This is a genomic window from Micromonospora sp. NPDC048930 (assembly GCF_043197935.1).
Classification (GTDB): Bacteria; Actinomycetota; Actinomycetes; order Mycobacteriales; family Micromonosporaceae; genus Micromonospora.
This window is the reverse complement of record NZ_JBICUB010000001.1, coordinates 611,903-636,444: the sequence shown is the minus strand read 5'-3', so window position 1 is coordinate 636,444 and position 24,542 is coordinate 611,903. Positions and strand designations below refer to the sequence as shown.

The window sequence follows — 24,542 nt, the reverse complement described above, 5'->3', positions numbered from 1 at the left end:
TCGAATCGGGGTTACCGCCCATTCGCCGCCCGCGTAGATTCTGGTGGGCGGCGACAATTCCCGCCACCCGTGGAATTCCCACACCGCCGGGCGACGAACGGTCGTACCCCGCAATTTCTGCATTCTCCCGCCGCGGTCCCGTCGACGAAAAGGCAGTGAATGGACGCGATGGCAGACTTCGACACGGCAGACCAGATCGCGATCGTCGGCATGGCCGGGCGGTTCCCGGGCGCCGACGATCCGGAGGCCCTGTGGCGACTGCTGACCGGCCGCGGCGACGCCATCGTCGGCGTACCGGCGCAGCGGTGGGACGCCACGGCCCAGCTCGACCCGGAACGCGAGATCCAGGCCGTGGGGGGCTTCCTCGACGGCGTGGACCGGTTCGACGCCGCCTTCTTCGGCATCTCGCCCCGCGAGGCCGAGGACATCGACCCGCAGCAGCGGCTCATGCTGGAGGTCACCTGGCGGGCGCTGGAGGACGCCGGGCAGCCGGCCGCCGGCCTGGCCGGCACCCGTACCGGGGTCTACGTCGGGGCGTCCTGGCACGACTACGAGATCGCCCGCCGGGAGCGGGGCGCCCCGACCAGCCAGCACAGCCTCGTGGGCAACGCCCTCGACGTGATCGCCGCCCGGGTGTCGTACGCGTTGAAGCTGCGCGGCCCGAGCCTGACCGTGGAGACCGGCTGCTCGTCGTCGCTGGTGGCGCTGCACCTCGCCGCGCAGGCGCTGCGGTCCGGCGAGATCGACGCCGCCGTCGTCGGCGGGGTGAACCTGATCCTCGCGCCCGACGTCTCCGTCGGCCTCACCCACTTCGGCGGGCTCTCCCCGAGCGGCCGGTGCGCCGCGTTCGCGGCCGAGGCCGACGGGTTCGTGCGCGGCGAGGGCGTGGCCGCCGTCCTGGTGAAGCGGCTCGACCGGGCGCTGCGCGACGGCGACCGGGTGCACGGCGTGCTGGTGCGCTCCGTGGTCAACAACGACGGCGGCGGGGAGAGCCTGGTCACCCCCAGCCCGGAGGGGCAACGCGAGCTGCTCCGCCTGGCGTACGGCGACGGCGCCGTGCCCCTGGACCGGCTCGGCTACGTCGAGGCGCACGGCACCGGCACCGGCCGGGGCGACCCGATCGAGGCCGGCGCCATCGGCGAGGTGCTCGGCCGGGCCCGTACCGTCGGGCCGCTGCCGGTCGGCTCGGTGAAGACCAACATCGGTCACCTGGAGGCGGCGGCCGGGATGGCCGGCCTGTTCAAGGTCCTGCTCGCGCTGCGGCACCGCACAGTGCCGCCCAGCCTGCACTCCGCCACGCTCAACCCGGAGATCCCGTTCGACCAGCTCAACGTGACGGTGGTGCGGGAGCCGCTGGCGCTCCCCGCCGACGAGCCGGTCTATCTCGGGGTCAACTCGTTCGGCTGGGGCGGCACCAACGCCCACGTGGTGGTCGGCCCGGCCCCCGCGCCGGCCGCTGGCGCGGTCGCCGAGCCACCGGACACCGGCCTGCCCGCGGTGGTGCCGGTCTCCGCCCGCCAGCCGGCCGCGCTCGCCGCCCTCGCCGGGGACCTCGCCGACCGGGTGCCCGAGACCGAGGCCGACCTGCCCGCCGTCGCCGGGACCCTGGCCTGGCACCGGGACCACTTCCCGCACCGCGCGGCGGTGGTCGCCGACCGGCCCGCCGCGCTGCGGGACGGGCTGGCCCGGCTCGCCGCCGCCGGGCCGGACGCGCCCGAGGACCCCGACCTGCCCACCGGCCGGGCCGTGCCGCACCGCCGTACCGCCTTCGTCTTCCCCGGCCAGGGCTCCCAGTGGCGGGGGATGGGCCGGGAGCTCCACAAGCGCAGCCCCGTCTTCGCCGACGTGGTGCGCCGCTGCGCCGAGGCGCTGCGCCCACACGTCTCCTGGGACCTCACCGCCGTCGTCGCCGACGAGGCGGGCGACGAGTGGACGACCCGGATCGACATGCTCCAGCCGACGCTCTGGGCGATGTCGCTCGGGCTGGCCGAGCTGTGGCGGGCCAACGGGGTGCACCCGGACGTGGTGCTCGGCCACAGCCAGGGTGAGATCACCGCGGCCACCCTGGCCGGCGCGCTCTCCTATGCCGACGCCGCCCTGCTGATGGCCCGGCGCAGCGCCATCGCCCGGCGGGCCTCCGGGCGGGGCCTGATGCTCGCCGTGGACCTGGACCGGGACGGCGCCCGGGAGGCGTTGCAGGGCTTCGAGGAGACGGTGGCCCTGGCGGTGCACAACGGCCCGCGCTCCTGCGTGCTCTCCGGCGACCGCGACGACGTGCTGACGCTCAAGGAACTGCTGGAGGCCGAGGAGGTCTTCTGCCGGCTGGTCAACGTGGACTACGCCTCGCACAGCCCGCAGATGGCGGCGCTCCGCGACGACCTGCTCGCCGCGCTGGAGCCGGTCCGCCCGACGGCCGGCGCCGTGCCGCTGCTCTCCACCGTCCAGGTGGGACTGCTCGGCGGGACGGAGCTGGACGCCCGGTACTGGGTGGAGAACCTGTGCCGGCCGGTGCTCTTCGCCGACGCCATGCGGCAGGCCTTCGACGACGGCGTCACCCACGTCGTCGAGATCAGCCCGCACCCGGTGCTCACCCCCGCCGTCGAGCAGCTCGCCGCCGAACGCGCCGAGCCGGTCGCGGTGCTCTCCACCCTGCGCCGGGACCAGGGCACCGCCGAGGACATGGCCCGCGCGCTGGCCCGGTCGTACGTGGCCGGGCTGGCGCCGTTCGGCGGGCTGCCCAAGGGCCGCCGGGTGGACCTGCCCGGCTACCCGATGCGGCCGGAGAAGTACTGGCCGGCGGCCCGGCCCCGCCGTGCCGGCGGGCGCGGCTTCGAGGTGGCGCTGTCCCCGGCGCCCGGGCAGGTGGACACCTGGCACGCGCCGGTCGGGCTGACGCTGGGCGAACAGCCGTGGCTGGCCGACCACCGGGTGCACGACGCGGTGGTGCTGCCCGGCGCCGGCATGCTGGCGTTGCTGCTGCTGGCCGCGCGGGCGCGGACCGGAGGCCGGCCCGGCAGCCTCGAGGACGTGGTCTTCGACCGGGAGGTCACCTTCGCCGGCGACGACGCGCGGCTGACCGTCGAGTGGCGCGACGACGTCACCGAGGGCGGCAGCGTACGCCTGCTGCACCTGCCCGACGGCGCGGCCGGCTGGACCGCGGCGGCCGGCGGGCGGGTCTCCTACCGGCCGGCCGACGGGCCGGTCCCCGACCACCCCGCCTGGGCCGACGCGGCGGCCCCGACCGACCCGGACGCCTTCTACCAGGACTGGGCCGGTCGCGGCCTGAACTACGGCCCCGCGTTCCGCCCGGTCCGCGACCTGCGGGTGCACCCGGACGGCGCGGAGGCGGTCGGTGAGGTGGTCCTCGCCGACCGGCTGCGCGCGGGCAACCGGCCGTACGCGCCGCACCCGGCGCTCCTCGACGGCGCCCTCCAGGTGGCGCTCGCGCTCTGCCCCGGCGACGAGGCCGTGGTGCCGGTCGCCGTCGACCGGATCCTGCTGCACGCCGACCTCGACGACCCGCCGACCGCCGTCCGGTCGCACGTGGTCCGGCACGATCCCGAGCACTACGACGTGCACGTCTTCGACGCCGCACGGCGGCCGGTGCTGTCCCTGCGCGGGTTGCGCCTGCGCCCGCTGCCCCGGACCGCCGCCGGCACCGACGACGCCGCGCGGCTGCACCGGCTCAGCTGGACGGCGGCCGAGCCGCCGGCCGTGCCGGCGGACCCGGGCCGGTGGCTGGTCTGCGGCCCGGCCCCCCGCGGTGACCTGGTCACCGCCCTGCGGGCGGCCGGTGCCGACCCGGTCGACGACGGCAACGACTCGCTCGCCACCGATCCCCGCGCGGAGGCCGCCGGTGTGGTCTTCGTCGCGCCGGACGCCGAGGCCGGGCTCGGCGCGCAGCGGCAGGGCCTGCTCCGGCTCACCGCCGTGGCCCGCGCCTGCGCCGGGCGCAGCGTCCCACCCCGGCTCGCCGTGGTCACCACCCGGGCGCAGGCGGTCACCCCGGACGACCGGCCGGACCCGGGCGCGGCCCTCTACTGGGGCTACCTGCGGGCGCTGCGCCGCGAGCACGGCGAGCTGGACCCTCGGGTGATCGACGTGGACCCGGCGGACCCCGACCGGGCCGCCCGGTGCGCCGCCGAACTGCTCGGCGGGGAGGACGACCAGGTGGTGCTGCGCGCCGACGGCCGCCGGGTGGGCCGGCTGGCCCGCGGCGAGCTGCCCGAGGAGGACGGCGTCGAGCTGCCCGTGCCGCGTACCGCGGCACAGCCGTTCCGGGTCGTCCCGACCCGGCCGGGACGGTGGGAAGGGGTGGTCCCGGTCCCGCTGGCCCGGCGCGCCCCCGGCCCCGGCGAGGTGGAGGTGGAGGTCACCGCCACCGGGCTCAACTTCATCGACGTGATGAAGGCCGTCGGCACGTACCCCGACCCGTCCGGTGGGGCCGACCTGCTCGGCGGCGAGTGCGCCGGCCGGGTCGTCGCGGTCGGCGACGGCGTCACCGAACCCCGGCCGGGGGACCGGGTGGTCGCCTGCGCCTTCGGAGCGCTGGCCAGCCACGTCACCGTCCGGGCCGGACACACCCGGCCGGTGCCCGCGGAACTCACCGACAGCGACGCCGCCGCCCTCCCGCTGGTCTACGCCACCGCGTGGTACGCACTGGCCGACCTCGGTCGGCTCGCCCCCGGCGAGACGGTGCTGGTGCACGCCGCCGCCGGCGGGGTGGGCCTGGCCGCCGTGCAGGTGGCCCGCGCGCTCGGCGCCCGGGTCGTCGCCACCGCCGGCAGCGAGGCCAAGCGCGCACACCTGCGGGCGCTCGGCGTCGCCGACGTCTTCGACTCCCGCGACCTGGGCTGGGCCGCCCAGGTCCGGGCGGCGACCGGCGGCCGGGGCGTGGACGTGGTGCTCAACTCGCTGACCGGCGCCGCGATCCCGCTCGGCCTCGACGTGCTCGCCGAGGACGGCCGGTTCATCGAGATCGGCAAGAAGGACATCTACGCCGGGCGGCCGATCGGCCTGGACGCCTTCCGCAAGGGCATCACCCTGGCCGCCGTCGACCTCGCCGGGCTGATGGACCGGCGACCCGACCGCTTCGCCCGGCTCTTCGCCGACGTGTGGCAGCGGATCGCCGACGGCACCCTCCCGCCGCTGCCCACCCGGGTCTTCCCGTACCCGGAGGCGGCCGAGGCGCTACGCGAGATGTCGCACGGCAGCCACATCGGCAAGCTGGTGGTGGCTGACCCGACCACGATCGAGACGGTCACCGCGGTGCCGCTGCCCGCGGGACGGTTCCGCGACGGGACGTACGTGATCAGCGGTGGCCTGGGCGCGCTCGGCCTGGCCCTGGCCGAGTTCCTGGTCGGGCACGGCGCCGGCGGGCTGGTGCTGCTCGGCCGGTCCGCGCCCGGCCCCGCCGCGCAGGCCCGGGTCGCGGCGCTGCGCCGCACCGCCGCCGTCGAGGTGCTCCGCTGCGACGTCGCCGACGAGACCGCGCTGCGCCGGGCGCTGGACGGGGTACGCGCCGCGCTGCCGCCCGTGCGCGGGGTGTTCCACGCCGCCGGCCTGCTCGACGACGCCACCGTCGGCACCCTCACCGCCGAGCAGGTGGCCCGGGTGCTCGCGCCCAAGGTGGACGGCGCGCTCGCCCTGGAGGCGGTCACCGCCGACGACCCGCTGGACCTGTTCGTCCTCTTCTCCTCGGCCGCCGCGCTGATCGGCAACGCCGGCCAGGCGGCGTACGGGGCGGCGAACGCCTGGCTGGACGCCTTCGCCGAGGCCCGCCGGCGCGCCGGACGGCCCGCGCTCAGCGTGCAGTGGGGACCGTTCGGCGACGTCGGGCTCGCCGCCGCCGACGAGAACCGGGGCGCCCGGCTGGCCGAGCGGGGCATGGAGAGCTTCACCACCGGCGAGGCGTGGCCGGCGCTGCTGCGCATGCTCGGCCGCGACGAGCCGGTGGTCGGGTACGTGCCGCTGAACCTGCGCCGCTGGTTCGACGCGTACCCGGACACCGCCGGACTGCCGAGCTGGCAGTGGCTGCGGTCGGCGGCCCGGGACGGCGACGCCGCCGGTCCGGCGCACGGCTTCCGGGGCACCCTGCTGCAGACGCCGGCCGCCGAGCGGGCCGCCCTGGCCGAGGCGAAGGTGCGCGAGCTGGCCGGCCGGGTGCTCCGGCTGGACGCCGACCGGGTCGACCGGGAGACCCCGTTCAAGGACCTCGGCCTCGACTCGCTGATGGGCCTGGAACTGCGCAACCGGCTGGAGCAGGCGTTCGGGCTGCGGCTGTCGCCCACCCTGCTGTGGACGTACGGCAGCGCCCGCGCCCTGGCCGGCGCGCTCTGCGAGCAGTTGGCCCGGGCCGCTGAACCGGCCGAGCCGGACGGGGCGGGCGCCGACCAGCCCGCGCCGACCGGCTGAACCCCGGCACCGCCCGCCCGACCGCATCCGCCCCGAGGAACCGAGGTCATGGACGACACCGACAACGCCGCCGCCAAGCGGCAGGACGCCCAGCTCAAGCGGGCCCTGGCCACCATCCGGACGCTTCGCCGCAAGCTGGACGAGCAGGGCGGCGACCAGCCGGTCGCCATCGTCGGGATCGGGCTGCGGCTGCCCGGCGGGATAGACGACACCGAGGCGTACTGGGACGCGCTGGCCGCCGGTCGGGACCTGGTCGGGCCGATGCCCCCGGTCCGGCAGGGCCCGTTCGCCGCCGAGTGGGCGCAACTGCCGCAGCGCGGCGGCTTCCTGGACGAGGTGCTCGACTTCGACGCCGACTTCTTCGGCATCAGTCCCCGCGAGGCCCGCGCCCTCGACCCGCAGCACCGGCTGCTGCTGGAGGTCGCCTGGGAGGCGCTGGAGAACGCCGCCGTCCCGGCCGACCGGCTCGTCGGCCGCCCCGCCGGGCTGTACGTCGGCATCACCGGCCAGGACTACCGGGACTGGCTCCCCGGCGAGCCGGACGCCTACTGGGCCACCGGCAACGGACACTGCTTCGCCGCCGGCCGGCTCGCGTACAGCCTGGGGCTGACCGGACCGGCCATGGCCGTCGACACCGCCTGCTCGTCCTCGCTGGTCGCGGTGCACCTCGCCGTGCAGGCGCTGCGCCGCGGCGAGTGCGAGGTGGCGATCGCCGCCGGGGTCAACCTGATCATGTCGCCCCGGTCGACCCGGCTGGTCGTGCAGACCCGGTCGCTGGCCCCGGACGGGCTGTGCAAGGCGTTCGACGCCCGGGCCAACGGCTTCACCCGGGGCGAGGGCGCCGGCGCCCTCGTGCTCAAGCCGCTCGCCCGCGCGGTCCGCGACGGCGACCGGATCCACGCGGTGATCCGGGGCACGGCGGTCAACCAGGACGGCCGGTCCAGCGGGTTCACCGCGCCGAACGTGCTCTCCCAGGTCGCCCTCATCGAGGCGGCCCTGGCCGGGGCCGGCGCCGGACCCGCCGACGTCGGCTACGTGGAGGCGCACGGCACCGGCACCGCGCTCGGCGACCCGATCGAGATGGAGGCGCTGGCCACCGTGCTCGGCCGGCGCAACGGCGGCGCGCCCCTCGCGGTCGGCTCGGTGAAGACCAACCTCGGGCACCTGGAGGCCGCGGCCGGCGTTGCCGGCCTGGTCAAGGCGGTGCTCTGCGTTCAGCGCCGGCAGGTGCCGCCGGTGGTGCACCTGCGTACCCTCAACCCGCGCATCGACCTGTCCGGCACCGGGATCGTGGTGCCGGACCGGCTGATCGACTGGGCCGCCGGGGCCGGCCGGCTCGCCGGGGTCAGCTCGTTCGGGATGAGCGGCACCAACGCCCACCTGCTCGTCGGCGCGGTGGAGCCGGACGAGCTGACCGAGCGGCCGGCCGCGCCGAGCGGCCCGGTGGCCGGCTTCGTGGTCTCCGCCCGGACCCCGGAGGCCCTGCGGGAGCTGGCCGGCGCGTACGCCGAGCGGCTGCGGCGACTGTCGCCCGAGGACTATCCGGCCTTCGCCGCCACCGCCAACGCCGGGCGCAGCCGGCTGCCGGTGGCCGCCTGGATCGCCGCCACCGACCCGACCGCCGCGGTCGCCGGCCTCGCCGCGCTGGCCTCCGGCGCCCCGCCGGTCGAGGCCGACCCCGCCGCCCTCGACGGGGCGCAGCCGCGGGCCGTGCTCGACCTGCCCGGCTATCCGTGGCAGCGGCAGCGGCACGCCCCGGAGCGGCCCACCGCCGGGGCGGCCGACGGGCCCCGCCCCGCCCCGCACACCCACCAGGTGGTCTGGACCGCGCTGGACCGGCCGGCCCCGGACCCGGGCACCGGCCCGCTCGTGCTGGCCGGGGACGACGCCGCGCTCGTCGCCGAACTGGCCGCCGCCGCGGCGGCCCGCGGGCTCGCCGGCACGCTGCTCGCGCCGGAACCGGGGGACGCCCCGCCGGGCTGGGGGGCGGCGGCGCTGCCCGGCGACCCGGGGGAGTGGACCACGTTCTGGGCCGGCCACCCCGGCGGGACCCTGGTGCTCGTCCCGGCCGCGCACCCCGTCCTGCCCGACCGGGACGGGGACGCCGTCGACGCGGAGGTCGACGCCGCCGACCTCGACGGGGACGCCGCCGACCCGGTCGATCGGGCGGCGGCCACCGTCGCGGCGGTGACCACGGCCGTGGCGGCCCTGGCCGACAGCGGGGTCGCCGGCCGGCGAGCGGTGCTGCTCACCCGGGGCGCCCGCCGCACCGGGCCGGCGGACGAGGTCGCCGCCACCGACCACGGGCCCCTGCACGGCCTCGCCCCGGTGCTGGGGCTGGAGTTCGGCGCGGCGTTCGGCGGGGTGGTCGACCTGCCCGCCCGGCCCGCCCTCGACGACCTGGACGCCGCGCTGGACCTGCTCACCGCGCCGCCCGGCCCGGTGCTGGAGGACCTGGTCGCGGTGCGGGCCGGCCGGCTCCTCGCCGCCCGGCTGCGGGACGCCGATCCCACCCCCTCCGGGCTGCGGGTCCGCGCCGACGCCACCTACCTGGTCACCGGGGCGCTCGGCGCGGTCGGCCGGGAACTCGTCACCGACCTGGTACGCCGGGGCGCCCGCCGGTTGCTGCTGGTCGGCCGGCGGGCCGAGGCCGAGCTGGACGCCGCCGCCCGGGACCTGCTGACCCGGCTGCGCGACGACGGGATCGGGGTCGGCTACGTCGGCGGTGGGTGCGACACCGCCGACTCCCGCCGGCAGGTGACCGCCGCGCTGCGCGGCATGCCGCCGCTGGCCGGGGTGCTGCACGCCGCCGGCACCATCGCCCGGGTACCCGCCACCGAGCTGGACGCCGGGCGGATCGCCGCCGCCCTGCGGGCCAAGGTGGGCGGCGCCTGGTGGTTGCACCGGCTCACCCGGGACCTGCCGCTGGACTTCTTCGTGCTGGTCTCCTCGGTCTCCGCGCTCTGGGGCACCGAGGGCTACGCCGCGTACGCCGCCGCGAACGGCGGACTGGACGCCCTCGCCGCCTACCGCCGGTCGCTCGGGCTGCCTGCGGTCAGCATCGCGTACGGGCCGTGGGCGGTCTCCGGGATGGCCGACGGCGACTCGCGGGACCGGTTCGCCCGAATCGGGGTCGGCGCGCTGGACCCGGCCACCGGCTGCGCGGCGCTGCGGGACGAGACGCCCGGCCCGGAGGGCTACCTGGTGGCCTGCCCGCTGGACCGGCCGCGGCTGGAGCGCGTGCTGGGCGGGCTGCGCCCGCGCGGACTGTTCGCCGCCCCGCCGGCTGCTGCCGCCGGCACCGCGCTGGATGCCAGCGGTGGTGCCTCCGCCGCCGCCCCGGCCGGGGAGGAGCGGGAGCCGTCGGTGGTGGCGGAGCTGACCGGGCTGCCGGTGGCGGCCCGCCCGGCCGTCGCCCGTGGTCACGTGGCCCGGCTGCTGGCCGCGCAGCTCGGGCACCCGGAGGGCCACGTCGTCCGGGAGGACGCCGGCTTCTTCGACCTCGGACTCGACTCCATCATGGCGGTGGACCTGGCCCGCCGGCTCGCCGAGGCGTTCGAGGTGCCGCTCCAGGTGGCCGACGTCTTCGACCACCCGACCGTCCGCCAGTTCGCCGACCACCTGCTGGCCCTGCGCGACGGCCCAACCGTCGTCCCCGGCCCGGCCCTCGTCCCCGGCCCGGCGGCCGGCCGCACGCCCGACGGCACGGTGGGCGTCGGGCCGGTGGACCACGCCCGGATGCACGCCGCAGCCGTCGACGGTGGACCGACCGCCGCGGTCCACCCCGTGTCTCCGGCCATCCCGACGGAGCTCGCCCCGGCCGCCCCGCAGGTCGGGGAGCCGGCCGCCCCGGTCGCCCCGGTGACCGGGCCGGTGGCGTTCCCGGCCGAGCCGGCGGCGATCGTCGGGATGGCCGGTCGCTTCCCCGGCGCCGACTCGGTCGAGGAGCTGTGGGACCTGCTCCGCTCCGGCCGGGACGCGGTGAGCGAGGTGCCGCCGCACCGCTGGAGCCACCGCACGTTCCACACCGCCGACCCGGACACCGGCCCGCGGATCACCACCGACCAGGGCGGCTTCCTGCGGGACGTGGCCCGGTTCGACGCCGGGTTCTTTGGCGTACCGACCCGCGAGGCGGAGAACCTCGACCCGCAGCAGCGGCTGCTGCTCGAGTGCGCCTGGCACGCCCTGGAGGACGCCGGCATCGACCCGAAGCGGCTGGCCGGCACCCGGACCGGCGTCTTCGTCGGGGTGAGCAACGGCGACTACGCCCGGGTGCTGGCCGGCGCCGGGGTGGACCGGCTCGACGCCTACTACAGCACCGGCACCGCGCTCAACGCCGTCGCCGGCCGGCTGGCGTACGTGCTGGGGCTGGCCGGGCCGGCGCTCGCCGTGGACACCGCCTGCTCGTCCTCGCTGGTCGCCCTCCACCTCGCCGTCCGCGCGCTGCGCAGCGGGGAGGTCGACGCGGCCATCGTCGGCGGGGTCAACGTCATCGTCGACCCGCTCGCCTCGGTGGCGGTGAGCCGGGCGCACATGCTCTCCCCGGACGGGCGGTGCCGGACCTTCTCCGCCGACGCCAACGGCTTCGTCCGGGCCGAGGGCTGCGGGGTGCTCGTCCTCAAGCGACTCGCCGACGCCGGCCGGGACGGTGACGCCGTGCTCGCCGTGGTCCGGGGCAGCGCGGTCAACCAGGACGGCAGCTCCTCCGGGTTGACCGCGCCGAGCGGCCGGGCGCAGGAGCAGGTCATCGCCGCCGCGCTCGCCGACGCCGGCGTCGCCGGCGCCACGGTGGACTTCCTGGAGGCGCACGGCACCGGCACCTCGCTCGGCGACCCGATCGAGGTCGGGGCGGCCTGGCGGGTGCTCGGTCCGGGCCGGGCCGCCGACCGGCCGTTGCGGCTCGGTTCGGTGAAGAGCAACATCGGCCACTGCGAGTCGGCCGCCGGCATGGCCTCGGTGATCAAGACCGTGCTCGCCCTGCGGCACCACACCATCCCGGCCAACCTGCACTTCACCGACCCGAACCCGCACATCGACTGGGCCGGGATGGACGTGCGGGTGGTGGACACGCCGGTGGCCTGGCCGCGCGCCGACCGGCCCCGGCTGGCCGGGGTGTCCGGCTTCGGCTTCACCGGCACCAACGCGCACGTCGTGCTCGCCGACCCGGACCGAGGGCCGGCCGACGTCGAGGCCGGTCCGGCGGGGACCGGACCGCACTCCGGCGGAACCCCGAACGGCACCGCCCCGGACGGGACCGCGCCGGACGGCATCGCCGCGAACGGCGCCGCCGTGAACGCGGACGGCGCGATCGGCGCCGCCGTGAACGGCGCCGCGCCGGCCGCCCCGGGGCCGCTGCTGGTCCCGCTCTCCGCGCCGAGCCCGGACGGACTGCGCCGGCTGGTCGAGCGCTGGCGGGAGCGGCTCGCCGACTGCCCGGCCGAGGAGCTGCCCGACCTGGCCGCGCTGGCCGGCACCGGCCGGGCCCACCTGCCGTACCGGACGGTCCTGCTCGGCCGTGACCGGGAGCAGCTCCTCGCCGCCGCCACGCCGCCGGCCGACCCGGTCGCGGCGACCCGACCGCCCCGGATCGCGTTCCTCTTCTCCGGCCAGGGCAGCCAGTTCTTCGGCATGGGCCGCGAGCTGTACGCCACCGAGCCGGTGTTCCGCGCGGTCTTCGACGAGTGCGACCGCCGGCTCGCTCCGGCGCTCGGCGCCTCGCTGACCGAGCTGATCTTCACCGGCGACGACCGGGCCGCGATCAACGAGACCCGGGTGACCCAGCCGGCCCTGGTCACCCTGGAGGTGGCGCTGGCCGAGCTGTGGCGCTCCTGGGGCGTCACCCCGGCCGTGGTGATGGGCCACAGCGTCGGCGAGATCTCCGCCGCCGTCGTGGCCGGGGTGCTGGACCTGCCCGCCGGTCTCGACCTGATCGCCGAGCGGGCCCGCCTGATGCAGGCCACCCGGCCGGGCGCGATGCTCGCCGTGGTCGCCACCGAGGAGCGGGTGCGCGACCTGATCGCCGGCACCGGGCTGGACGTGGCGGCGGTCAACGGCCCCGAGGCCACCGTGGTCTCCGGCCTGCCGGAGGAGATCGAGGCCCTCACCACCCGGCTGCGCGCCGAGCGCGTACGGCACCGGGCGCTGAGCGTGTCGCACGCGTTCCACTCACGACTGCTGGACCCGGCGCTGGACGAGTTCCGCGCGGTCTGCGCCACCGTCCGCCACGCCACCCCGGCCGTCCCGGTGATCTCCAACCTGACCGGGGCAGTGGCCGGACCCGACACGTACGACGCCGACTACTGGGTGCGCCACGCCCGCCAGCCGGTGCGCTTCCACGCCGGCGCCGGGCAGCTCGCCGCGCTCGACGTGGACGTGTGCCTGGAGATCGGTCCCGACCGTACCCTGGTCAACCTGGTCCGGGCCGCGGGCCTCGCGCCGGCCGGCGGCCTGCTGTCGTCGCTGCGCCGCGGCTCACCGGACCGCTCCGCGCTGCTCGCCGCGGTCGCCGCGCTCTACCCGCTCGGCCAGGACGTGATCTGGTCGCGGGTGCAGCCCCGTCCCCGCCCGGGCACCCGCGTCGAGGCGCCGCGCTACCCGTTCGCGGAGACCCGCTACTGGGCGGCCACCGCGGGGGCCGGCGTCCCGGTGACGGCGGCCGGCCCGGCCGCCGACGCGCCCGCCTGGGGTACGCCGGTCCGATCGCCCGCCCTGCGCGGCCGGGTGTTCCGCACCGAGCGGAGCACCGAGTTCCCGCCGCACCTGACCGACCACCGGCTCTACGGGACCGTCTCGGTGCCCGGCGCGTCGCAGACCGCCACCGTGCTCTCCGCGCTGGCCGGCGACGGCACCCCGCCGACCCTCGCCGACCTGGTCTTCCCCCGGGCCCTGGTGCTGCACGACGGCGAGCGGTACGAGCTGCAGGTCATCGAGGCCGAGCAGGAGCACGGCGGCCGCACGGTGAGCGTGCAGAGCCTGGTCGACCCGGACCGGGACCGCTGGCAGGAGCACCTCTCCGCCCGGCTGCTGCCGGACCCGGCGGTCGAGCCCCGGCCGGTGCCCGACCTCGCCGCCTTCCGCGCCGCCACCGAACGCCACCTCGCCGGGGAGGACTTCTACCGACACTTCCGGGAGATGGGCTACCTGCTCGGCCCGTCGTTCCGGTGGATCGCCGAGGTGTGGCTGCGCGGCGACGAGGCCCTGGTCCGCTACGCCCGCCCCGAGCGGATGAACGAGGACCCCGCCGGCTGGGCCATCCACCCCGGCCTGCTCGACTCCTGCCTGCAGAGCACGGTCACCTTCGGCGTCGACCCGGACGGCACGGACGACGCGGCGGAGGCCGGCCGGGCCGGGCTGGCGATCCCGTTCGCCGCCGCCCGGCTCACCCTGGCCCGCCGGCCCGACCCCGACGGGGAACTCTGGGGCCACGTCCGGGCCCGCCGGGCCACCACCCGGCCGGACGGCACCCGGCAGGTGGACGAGGCGGACCTGCACATGTTCGACGGGCGCGGCCGGACCGTGCTGGCGGTCGACGGGTTCCGGATCCGGCACGCCCCCCGGGACCTGCTGGAGCGGTCGCTGCGGGACCGCGCCGTGCACGTCCACGAGCTGACCTGGACGCCGCCGGGGCCGGACCGGCCGGAGCCCGCCCCGGCGGCGACACCGCGCGCCGCCGTCCTCGGCGGCGACGTCGTGCCCGCGTTCGCCGACGCGGTCGCCGGGCTGGTCGAGCCGGACGACGAGTCGCCCGACCTGGTGCTGGACCTGCGGTTCGCGGCCGCCGAGCCGGGGGAGTCGGCCGAGGCCGCGCTGTCCGCCGTCCGCCGGCTCGCCGACGACCTGCGGGCCGCCCCCGCCGCCGCGCCGTACCTGGTGGTCTGCGCCGACGGCGCCGCGGCCGCCCCGGTCCGGGAGGCGCTGTGGGGGATGCTCGCCGCGGTCGAGGCGGAGCACCCCGACCGCCGCCTGGTCCGGGTCGTGCTCGCCGCCGACGCCGCCCCGGGGGACGCCGCCGCGCTGCTCCTCGACGAGGTGCGCCGGGGCCTGCCGGAGACCCGGCTGCGGCTCGCCGCCGACGGCGTCCGGGTGGCCCGGCTCCGCCCGCTGCCGGCACCCGACGCCGACCTGCCGGACGCCGTCACCGCCGGCAGCGCGCTGGTCACCGGCGGGCTCGGCGCGCTGGGCCTCAGCGTCGCCGGGTTCCTCGCCCGGCACGGCGTCCCCGCCATCACCCTGGTCGGCCGGTCCGCGCCGGACCCGGCCGCCAGCGCGGCGATCGACCAGCTCACCGCCGGTGGCACCCGGGTCCGGGTGGTCCGCGGCGACGTCACCGACCCCGAGGACTGCCGGCGGATGGTGGCCGAGGCGGAACGCGACGGTCCGATCGGCACCGTCTGGCACCTCGCCGGGAGTACCGCGGACGGCGCGTTCACCCAGCTCGACGGGGCGGCCTTCGACGAGGTCTTCGCCGGCAAGGCGGCCGGCGCGGACCGGCTGCTCGAGGCGATGGCCGACCGGCGGCCGGCCGCGCTGGTGCACTTCTCCTCGGTCTCCGCCGTGCTCGGCTCCGCCGGCCAGGCCAACTACGCCGCCGCCAACGGCTACCTGGCCGGCCTCGCCGCCCGGCTGCGCGACCGCGGCCTGCCCGCGGTGAGCATCGACTGGGGACCATGGACGCCCCGGGTGAAGGGCGGCCTCGCGGCCACCGAGGCGACCCGGCGGGCCATCGACCGGCTGGGCGTACGGGCCTTCACCGACGAGGAGGCGGAGAGCATCCTGCGCGCCGCGCTCACCGCCGGCCGGGAGCGGCTCGTCGCGGTGGCCGTGGACGCCCGGGCGTACGTCGAGCGGGCGGCCGGCCACCCCCGGGCGGCCCTGCTGCTCCCGCTGGCCGACCGGGGCACCCGGCCCGCGCCGGCCGCCCCGGCGGCACCGCGCGGCTGGCTGCGCGAGGAACTGGACCGGACCGCCCCCGAGGAGCGCGAGGACCGGCTCCGGGCGGCGGTGCGCGGGGTGGCCGGCGAGGCGCTGGGCGACCCCGGGGCGCTCGACGACGAGGCCGGCTTCGTCGACCTGGGCCTCGACTCGATCATGGTGATCGACCTGCGGACCCGGCTGTCGCACGCCCTCGCCGTGGACCTGCCGGCCACCGTCGCCATCGACCACCCGACCATCGCGCAGGTCGCCGCGTACGCGATCGACCTGCTCTACCCCGACGACGAACCGGCCGACGTCCCGTCGCGCGCCGGCGGCTGGTCCGGAACGTACGCCGACCCGGCCGACCCGGCCGGGACGGACGGCGACCTGGCCGACCTGTCGATCGACGAGCTGGTCCGGGCCGTCCGGGCGGACCTGGCCATGGAGGAGTGAGGGACGTGACCATGGACGCCACCGAGCTGCGGCGACTCGTGGAGGACCAGCTCCGGCTCTCCCGCCGGCAGCAGGCCCGGATCCGCGAGCTGGAGCGGGAGCAGCGACCGCCGCTCGCCGTCGTCGGGCTCGGCCTCCGCTTCCCCGGCGACCTGCGGACACCGGAGCAGTTCTGGGACTTCCTGCGCGGCGACGCGCACGCGGTCACCGGCATCCCCGACGACCGGCCCGGCCTGCGCGCCGCGTACCAGCCGGGGCCGGTCCGACCGGGACGCTCCTACGTGGACCGGGCCGCCTTCCTGAGCGACATCGGCCACTTCGACGCGGACTTCTTCGGCATCTCGCAGCGCGAGGCCGAGCTGCTCGACCCGCAGCAGCGGCTGCTGCTGGAGACCGCCTGGGAGGCCCTCGAACGGGCCGGGATGGCCGTCCGCCGCACCGACCGGCTCGACGTCGGCGTCTACCTCGGCATGATGGCCTCCGAGTACGGCGAGCGGCTGGCCGTACGGGAGGACAAGACGCCGCTGGACCCGTACTACGCCACCGGCGGCGGGCTCTGCTTCGGCGCCGGCCGGATCAGCTACGTGATGGGCTTCGCCGGCCCGGTGGTCAGCGTGGACACCGCCTGCTCCTCATCGTTGGTGGCGATGCACCTGGCGGTCCGCGCGCTGCGCGCCCGGGAGTGCCGGTACGCGCTGGTCTGCGGCTCCAACCTGCTGCTGTCGCCGAACCTGATGGTGTCGCTGTGCCAGAGCCGGGCACTCTCCCCGGCGGGCCGCTCCAAGTCCTTTCTGGCCTCGGCCGACGGGTACGGCCGGGGCGAGGGCGTCGGCGTGCTGGTGCTGATGCGCCTCGACGAGGCGGAACGGGAGGGCCGGCCGATCCTGGCCGTGGTCCGGGGCAGCGCGGTCAACCACGACGGGGCCGCCTCCGGGCTGACCGTGCCCAGCGGCCCCGCCCAGCAGGAGGTGGTGCAGGCGGCCCTCGCCGACGCCGGGGTGGGTGCGGCCGACCTCGGCTGGGTGGAGGCGCACGGCACCGGCACGCTGCTCGGCGACCCGGTCGAGGTGGGTGCCCTGGACGCCGCCCTCGGCGCGGCGGTCCGGGAACGCGGCGTCCCGCTCGGCATCGGCAGCGTCAAGGCGCGGCTCAACCACCTGGAGGCCGCCTCCGGGGTGGCGGGGCTGATCAAGACCGTGCTCATGCTGCACCACGGCGAGATCCCGGCCGCCGCCGACGAGGCCGACGGCCCGCTCAACGAGCACATCCCCTGGGACCGGCTCGGCTTCACCGTGCCCCGGCGGACCGCGCCCTGGCCGGCGCGGCTGCCGCGTCGGGTGGCCGGGGTGAACTCGTTCGGGATGAGCGGCACCAACGCGCACGTGGTGCTCGAGGCGTACCGGCCGGCGGAGGCGGCCGCGCCGGCCGCGCCGGACGGGCCCGAGCTGCTCACCCTCTCCGCCCGGGACCCGCAGGCCCTGGCCACCCTCGGCGGGGCCGTGGTGGCGCGGCTGCGCGCCACCGACCCGGCCGACCTGCCGTCGCTCTGCCACACCCTGCGCGCCGGCCGCGCCCCGCTCGGGCACCGGGTGGCGGTGGTCGGCGCCACCGCCGACGAGCTGGCCGTCCGGCTGGCGGCGACGGTCCGGCAGCCGGCCGGCCCGGCCGGCCGGCTACGCCCGGTCACGTTCTGGGCCGCCCCCGACCACACCGCCCTGGAGGTGGCGCTGGACGCGATCCGGGCCCGCTGGCCCCGGCTGGTCCCGGCCGACCCGGCCGGTGAGGCGCCCGACCGCTGGGTGGCGCTGCTCGGCCGGCTCGGCGTCCGGGTCCGGTCCCGGCGGGACACCGGCCGGCCGGCCGCGGCGGGCCGCCTGGAATGGCGCGGCGAGGACGGTACGCCGCAGGTCGTGCCGCTGGTCACCGCCGTCCCCGAGGCGGCCCCCGCCCTGCTGCTGGACGCCCTCGCCGCGCTCTTCGCGGCCGGGCTCGACGTCCGCTTCGACGAGCTGCGCCCGGCCGGCGCCCGGTTCCTGCCGGACCTGCCCACCTATCCCTTCCGGCGCCGGCGGTTCTGGGTCGACGAGCCGGTCGGCGCGGCCGGCGGCGCGGCGGCGGAGACCGGCGGCGGGGACCTGGCCCCCCTGCCCACCGACCGCGCCGGCATCGAGGCGTACCTGATGACCGAGCTGCGCGACGTGCTGCACGCCGAGGAGGAGCTGGACCCGAGCCGGTCCTTCCTGGAGACGGGCGGCGACTCGTTCGTCTCCACCCTGTTCATGACCCGGATCGAGGAACGGTTCCAGATCGCGCTCACCCCCGAGGACCTGCCCATCGACCGCCCGCTGGCCGCGCTGCTGGCGACGATCGCCGACCACATCACCGGCCGCCCGGTCGCGGCCGGGGGACGGGAGTGACCCGATGAGTGCGTTCCTCCGACCGCGGCCGGTCCCCGACCCCGACCTGCGCCTGGTGGCGTTCCACCACGCCGGCGGCTCCGGCAGCGCCTACTTCCCGCTCAGCCGGGGCATCCCGGAGGAGTGGGACCTGCTCCTGCCCGACCTGCCCGGCCGGGGCCGCCGGCACCGCGACGAGCCGCTGCGGGACATCCCCGCCATCGTCGCCCGGGTGGTCGAGGACCTGCTCGACTGGGCCGACGCGCCGCTGGCCCTGTTCGGGCACAGCCTGGGCGCGGTGGTCGCGGCGGAGACCGCCCGCGCGCTCGGCGCCCACGGGGTCGAACTCGTCTGGCTCGGCGTCTCCGGCCGCCCCGCCGCCGGCTACCGCGGCCCGAAGGCCACCCTGCCGTACGACGTCTCCGACGAGGAGATGCTGCGCCACCTGTTCGCGCTTGGCGGCATGCCGGACCGGATCCACGAGGTGCCCGAGTTCCGGGCCCAACTGCTCCGGCTGGTCCGCGCCGACCTCGGCGCGCTGGCCGGGTACGCCCCGCCACCCGCCCGCCCGCCGCTGACCGTGCCGATGACCGCCTTCGGGGGCACCGAGGACGACTGGGCGCCGCCGGCCTCGATCGCGGCCTGGGCGGGGGAGACCACCGGGCCGTTCCGGCGGCTACTCTTCCCTGGCGGGCACTTCCACTTCCTCGGTGCCGCGTTCGGGTCCTTCACCGCCGCGCTGGTGGCGGAGGTCCGCGCCGCGACCCGGTCCACCTCCCGGCCCCGGCCCACGCCCGGCGTGGTGGCCGCCGGAGCCGTGTCACCCCCGGTGTGAGGAGCGCACGATGAACACCAAGGACCAGCTCGTTCCGGCCGAGACCGCACCGGTCGACATGCGACCCCTGATGGCCAGCTTCCCGTCCGGCGTCACGGTGACCACCGCGCTGCACACCGACGGCCGGCCGTGGGGGATGACCTGCACCTCGCTGTGCAGCGTCTCGCTCGACCCGCCGATCCTGCTGGTCTGCCTGCGCTGCGGCAGCCCCACCCTGGAGGCGATCGCGGCCAGCCGCTCCTTCGCGGTGAACCTGCTGCACGACCAGGCCCGGGTCTTCGCCGAGCTGTTCGCCTCCGGGGCGGCTGACCGCTTCGAGCGGGTCCGGTGGACTGCCGGCGCGGCGGCCGGCGGCCCGCACCTGCTGGACGCCGCGCACACCATCGCCGACTGCGAGGTGGTCGACGACAGCGTGGTCGGTGACCACGCCGTGGTGATGGGCCGGGTCCGGGCGGTCACCCGGCTGCGCCCGCAGCGGCCCCTGCTCTACGGCCTGCGCCGCTACGCCACCTGGGCGGACCTGGTCGACGGCAGCTACCTCTCCTCCGACGCCCAGGCCTTCGACTGGTCCTGACCGCCGCTCCGGATTCCCGGCCCGCCGCTGCCATCGACCCGAGGGAGTCGGTCGGGCGGGCCGGGCAACCGTCCCTTACTCGGTGAAATTCCGGATGGGCGAGCAGGGCCCCGGCGTGGGGTCGTCCGCGCCGTCCACCGAACACACCTTCATCGCGTAGGTGAGTAGTTCCACCACATTGTATTGGAACGATGTGTAGCTGCCCGCCCCATTGCCGTTGTACTTGGTCGCGATCAGCGACTTGTCGGTGGGGGAGGTGTACACGTACAGGTACCCCTTCGCGCCGTGGCCGTCGGCCAATTTGTCGTAGACCCGAAAATAGTCGCCGTCGTCGACGTGCTGCATGCTGGCGACCACGGTCGTGCTGTTCACCAGCGAGACCCACGTGTCACCGGCGAATGCGGGAGTGCTGGTGCCCAGCACCACGAGAGCGGGTGCGGTCAGCAGGGCTGCGACCCGAATGGGCCAGCTTCTTGACATTGACGTTCACCTCTCGCATTGAGCCGCCGCACGGCGGCCGGGTGCCTGGAATGCTAGGGGTGATATTGACGGCCGCAACGATTCGGAAGCTCTTCTTGAGCTCGATTTGAGCTTTCCGGAGTTTTCGATGTGGGCATCGGGCGCCATTGTTCCGGGCCGCCCCGAATTTCAGGACGATACGCCGAGCGCGTCCGGTGTGTCGGCCGGTTCCGTGTCGGCGGCGAAGCGGGCGATGCGCTCGGCCAGCCGGGCCGAGGAGGCGGCGGACACGATCGAGTGGTGGTCCTCCGGCCAGCGTTCCACCGTCAGCTCCGGGCAGACCGCCCGCCAGGCGGGCACCGGGTCCGGACGGTCCACCCGGTCGGCCACCACCAGCAGCACGGGCGCCACGCCCGGGGCGGGCCGGTGGGCGGCCAGCGCGGCCAGGTTGTCCCCGTGCACCCGCACCAGCCGGCGGTACCCGGCCTCGTCCAGCTCGGCGGGGAGCAGGCCGGCCGCCCGGGCCGCGGCCTGCGCCGCCCCCGCCAGCCCGGCCTCGGGGGCGGTGGCCAGCGCGGTGGCCACCGGCTCCGGCAGCCGGCCGCCGGCCAGGTCGGCGAGGAACTCGACGTGCCGCTCCCGCTCGTCGGCCGGCAGCCGCAGGGTCCGGATGTCGCTGTCGACCAGGACCACCCGGGCCGCCTCGCCCTCGTCGCGCAGCTGGGCGGCCAGCTCGTGGGCCAGCACGCCCCCCATCGACCAGCCGGCGAGCAGGTACGGCCCGTGCGGCGCCAGCCGGCGCAGCTCGGTCCGGTACCCGGCGGCCATGTCGGCCAGGCTGGGCGTGCCGGCCGCGTCGTCGCCGGCGAGGGCCCGGCTCTGGAAGCCGTACACCGGGCCGGCCCAGGCGCGGGCCAGGTCGGCGTAGCGGGCCACCGAGCCGCCGACCGGGTGGCACAGGAACAGCGGCTGGCCGGTGCCGTCGGCCAGCGGTACGACACACCGGACGGTGCCGTCGCCGGCGGCCAGCCGGGCGGCCAGCCCGCGTACCGTGGGGGCGTCGAAGATCTGCCCGAACGGCACCTCCGTGCCGAGGTCGGCGCGGAGCCGCTGCACCAGCCGCAGGGCGAGCAGCGAGTTGCCGCCGAGGGCGAAGAAGTCGTCGTCCGGCCGGACCGCCGGCACCTCCAGCAGCTCCGCCCAGATCCGGCAGATCTGCTCCTCCACGGGGCTGGGGCAGCCGGCGTCGTCCGGGGTGCCCGGCGCGTCGTCGCGTGCGGCGGCCTCGGCGGCCGCGAGGGCCCGGTCCAGGTCGACCTTGCCGTTGCCGCTGAGCGGCAGCCGGTCCAGCAGGTGGATCCGCGCCGGCACCAGGTACGCGGGCAGCCGTTCCCGCAGGTATGCGGCGAGCGTCGCCGGGTCCGGCGCGGGATCGTCGGGCACCACGACGGCGACCAGCCGCCGCTGCCCGCCCGGCACCTGCTGGGTGGTGACCGCGCAGTCGCGTACCTGCGGGTGGGCCCGGGCGACGGCCTCGATCTCGCCCGGCTCCACCCGGAACCCCTGCACCTTGACCTGCCGGTCCTCCCGGCCGAGGAACTCGATGGTGCCGTCGGGCCAGTACCGTCCCAGGTCGCCGGTGCGGTAGAGCCGCGCCCCGGTGGCCGGGTCGGTGACGAACCGCTCGGCGGTGCGCTCGGGGTCCCGCCAGTAGCCCTCGGCGAGCCCGACGCCGCCGATGTAGATGCCGCCGACCGCCCACGGTGGACGCAGCCGGAGCCGGTCGTCGAGCACCCGCATGGTCTGGTTCGGCAGCGGCCGGCCGTACGGGATGCTCCGCCAGGCCGGGTCGACCGTGCCGATCTCGTAGCTGTTGGACCAGATCGCCGCCTCGGTCGCGCCGCCCAGCGCGGTGACCCGGGTGCCCGGCCAGGTGGCCCGGAGCCGGTCGGGCAGGGTGGTCGGCACCCAGTCCCCGCTGAGCAGGAACGCCCGGATCGGCGGCCGGTCGGCGGCCGGCCGGGTGGCGACCACCTCGTCCAGCATCTGGGCGAGCGCCGGCACCGAGTTCCAGACGGTCGCCCCGTGCCGGGTCGCCGTGTCCGCCCAGCCGAGCGGGTCGGGTCGGCTCCCGCCGGCGGGCAGCACCAGGGTCGCGCCGGCGGCCAGGGTGCCGAACACGTCCCAGACGGAGAGGTCGAAGCTGAGCGAGGAGATGCCGAACACCCGGTCGTCGGGGCCCAGCCCGAACCGCTGGTTGACGTCCAGCACCGTGTTGAGGGCGGCTCGGTGCGCCAGCGCGACCCCCTTGGGCCGCCCGGTGGAGCCGGACGTGTAGATGACGTACGCCAGGTCGCCCGCCGTGCCGGCCGGCGCGACCGGGTCCGTGGACGGCGGCAGGCGGTCCACCTGGATCGCCGGCACGTCCCGGCCGGCCAGGTCGGCCGGCCGGTGCGACTGGACGAGCGCCACCCGGGCCGCGCACTCGTCCAGCAGGTGGCCGATCCGCTCGGCCGGCAGGGCGACATCGACCGGGCAGTACGCGGCGCCGGCGCGCAGCACCCCGAGGACCGCGGCCACCTGCTCCCAGCCCTTGGCCATCACCACCGGCACCAGGTCGCCCGGCCCGACCTCGTGCCGGCGCAGCGCGGTGGCCACGGCGGCCGAGGCGTCGGCCAGCTCCCGGTAGGTCAGCGTCCGGTGGTCGGTGACCACGGCCGGGTGGTCCGGCCGCTCGGCGGCCCGGCGCAGGAAGCCGTCCTCCAGCCGTCCGGCCGGCGGCGGCCCGGCGGGTGCGTTGTCCCGGGCCACCACCGCCCGGTGGGCCGGCGGCACCGGCTCGGGCGGCGCACCGGCCTCGCCGAGCGCCCGCACCAGCCGCTCGTACGCCGCGAACGCCGCCTCCGGCAGCCCGGCCGGGAAGGCGTCGTCCACCACGTCCCAGATGCAGTCCACACCCCCGTCCGGGGCGTCCTGGAGCTGGTTGTCGACCAGCACCTGCGGGGTCCGCAGGTGGCTGTCGACCTGCCGGCAGACCGGCCGCCCGGGCGCGGCGCCGGCCGGCCGGCGCGGCGCGAGCATGCTGTTGAACACGTACGGCAGGGCCGCCCGGCTGGTCCAGCCGCGCCGGGCGGCCAGCTCCCGGGTGACCCGGACCGCGGTGACGTCGCTGTGCGCCATGTCCCGCCAGAGCTGGCGCTGCACCTGCCGCGCCCGCTCCCAAAAGTCCTCACCCGCGGCGAGGTCCACCTCGAGCGGCAGGGTGGCGCTGAGCTGGCCGACCACCCCGGACAGTTCCGGGTGCAGGGTGGGCAGGTTCTGGTGCAGCACGTTGAGGCAGAACCGGGGCCGGCCGGCCCAGCCGCCGAGCACCTCGGCGAAGGCCTGGAGCAGCGCGGTCGGGGGCAGCACCCGCTGCTTTCGCGCGGCGGCGCAGAGCCGGTCCCACTCCGCCCCGCTCAGGTGGCAGACGCGGCGGACCAGGCGGACCGGGTCGATGCCGGCCAGCGGGCGGGCCAGCGGCAGCTGCGGCGCGTCCGGCAGGCTGTCCAGCCGCCGCTCCCAGTACCGCCAGTGCTCCCGGTACGGCTCGCTGTCCTGCCAGGCCACCAGGTCCCGGACGCTCTCGGCGAAGGTCCGGGCCACCGGCGGCAGCGCGATCCCCGGATCCTGGTAGAGCTGCCACCACTCGCCGAGCAGGTGCCGGGTGCTGGCGGAGTCGAGCAGCAGCAGGCTCATCGCCAGGTGCAGCCGCCACCGGTGCCGGCGCAGCCGCTGGGCGACCACCTCGAACAGCGGCCACCCGGTCGGGTCGACCCCCTGCTCGGCGATCCGCTCCCGGACGGCGCGCAGCGCGGCCTCCCGCCCGGCCGGCGGCAGCCCGGTCAGGTCGGTCACCGCCAGCGGGAACGGGGTCACCCGGGCGTCGGGCAGCACCCGTTGGCCACCGTCGGCCAGGATCACCGTGCGCAGGTGCTCGTGCCGGTCGATCAGCCGGTCGACCGCCGCCCGGGCCCGGTCCGGGTCGAAGTCGACCACGTCCAGCTCGACGTACATGGTGGGCCGGAAGCCGCCGAGCTCGATCAGCGGGCTGCTGCCGACGAGGTAGCCGGCCTGGAGGTCGGTCAGCGGGAAGGTGCGCCGCGACTCGGGGTCCGTCGTCACTGGGGCCTCCGGCGGGTACGGGTGTCGGTAGGGGTTCTCCGGGTGCTTACCGGCCCGCGTGGCCGGGGGATCTGGCCTGGTCGGCGGCGATTGGCGGGCCCCGGGGCCGGGCCGGATCCGCCTAGAGGGTGCGCCTGTCGGGGCGTACTGTCTTCGCGCAGATTGCTGTTCCCGCAGCGCGCCGGCACCGCCGGCCACGACCCCGGCGACGGTCGGCGGCCGGGCGGGCGGCGTCGTGTCCCACGGCGGGCGCCGAGGCCGGCGGATTGTCCACCCGGGACGCCGCCGGATCACCTCCCAGATTGCCCAGATTCGGCGCTTGTGACCGGCTTCC

Annotated in this window: 7 protein-coding genes; 5 read left to right on the top strand and 2 right to left on the bottom strand. The window is 77.2% G+C overall.

All coding sequences use genetic code 11. The features are described 5' to 3' along the window. Positions 1-168: 168 nt before the first annotated feature. The 5 genes from ACGFI9_RS02805 to ACGFI9_RS02785 are packed head-to-tail and all read left to right on the top strand — an operon-like array spanning position 169 to position 19,585. Entirely contained in the window at positions 169-6,414 is a 6,246-nt protein-coding gene (locus ACGFI9_RS02805) for an SDR family NAD(P)-dependent oxidoreductase (RefSeq protein WP_393174167.1), read from the top strand. A 48-nt stretch (positions 6,415-6,462) separates the two neighbouring features. Continuing rightward, positions 6,463-15,780, top strand: coding sequence for an SDR family NAD(P)-dependent oxidoreductase (locus tag ACGFI9_RS02800; protein ID WP_393174165.1), 9,318 nt, complete (start codon positions 6,463-6,465; stop codon positions 15,778-15,780). A gap of 11 nt (positions 15,781-15,791) precedes the next feature. Beyond that, complete coding sequence (locus ACGFI9_RS02795; RefSeq protein WP_393175211.1) at positions 15,792-18,197, top strand: beta-ketoacyl synthase N-terminal-like domain-containing protein; 2,406 nt, start codon at positions 15,792-15,794, stop codon at positions 18,195-18,197. Positions 18,198-18,201: 4 nt separating this feature from the next. Next, the gene (locus ACGFI9_RS02790; protein ID WP_393174163.1) at positions 18,202-19,011 is read left to right on the top strand and encodes a thioesterase II family protein; all 810 of its coding nucleotides are present in this window, start codon (positions 18,202-18,204) and stop codon (positions 19,009-19,011) included. 10 nt (positions 19,012-19,021) lie between these two features. Further along, a complete protein-coding gene (locus ACGFI9_RS02785) occupies positions 19,022-19,585 on the top strand; it encodes a flavin reductase family protein (RefSeq protein ID WP_393174161.1) in 564 nt (187 codons plus the stop codon). A 75-nt stretch (positions 19,586-19,660) separates the two neighbouring features. Here the strand turns inward: ACGFI9_RS02785 and ACGFI9_RS02780 are convergent, their stop codons facing one another. Next, complete coding sequence (locus tag ACGFI9_RS02780) at positions 19,661-20,065, bottom strand: hypothetical protein (RefSeq protein ID WP_393174159.1); 405 nt, start codon at positions 20,063-20,065, stop codon at positions 19,661-19,663. Positions 20,066-20,233: 168 nt separating this feature from the next. Next, positions 20,234-24,208 (bottom strand): amino acid adenylation domain-containing protein, encoded by a 3,975-nt coding sequence (locus ACGFI9_RS02775; protein WP_393174157.1) that lies wholly within the window; start codon positions 24,206-24,208, stop codon positions 20,234-20,236. Positions 24,209-24,542 lie beyond the last annotated feature (334 nt).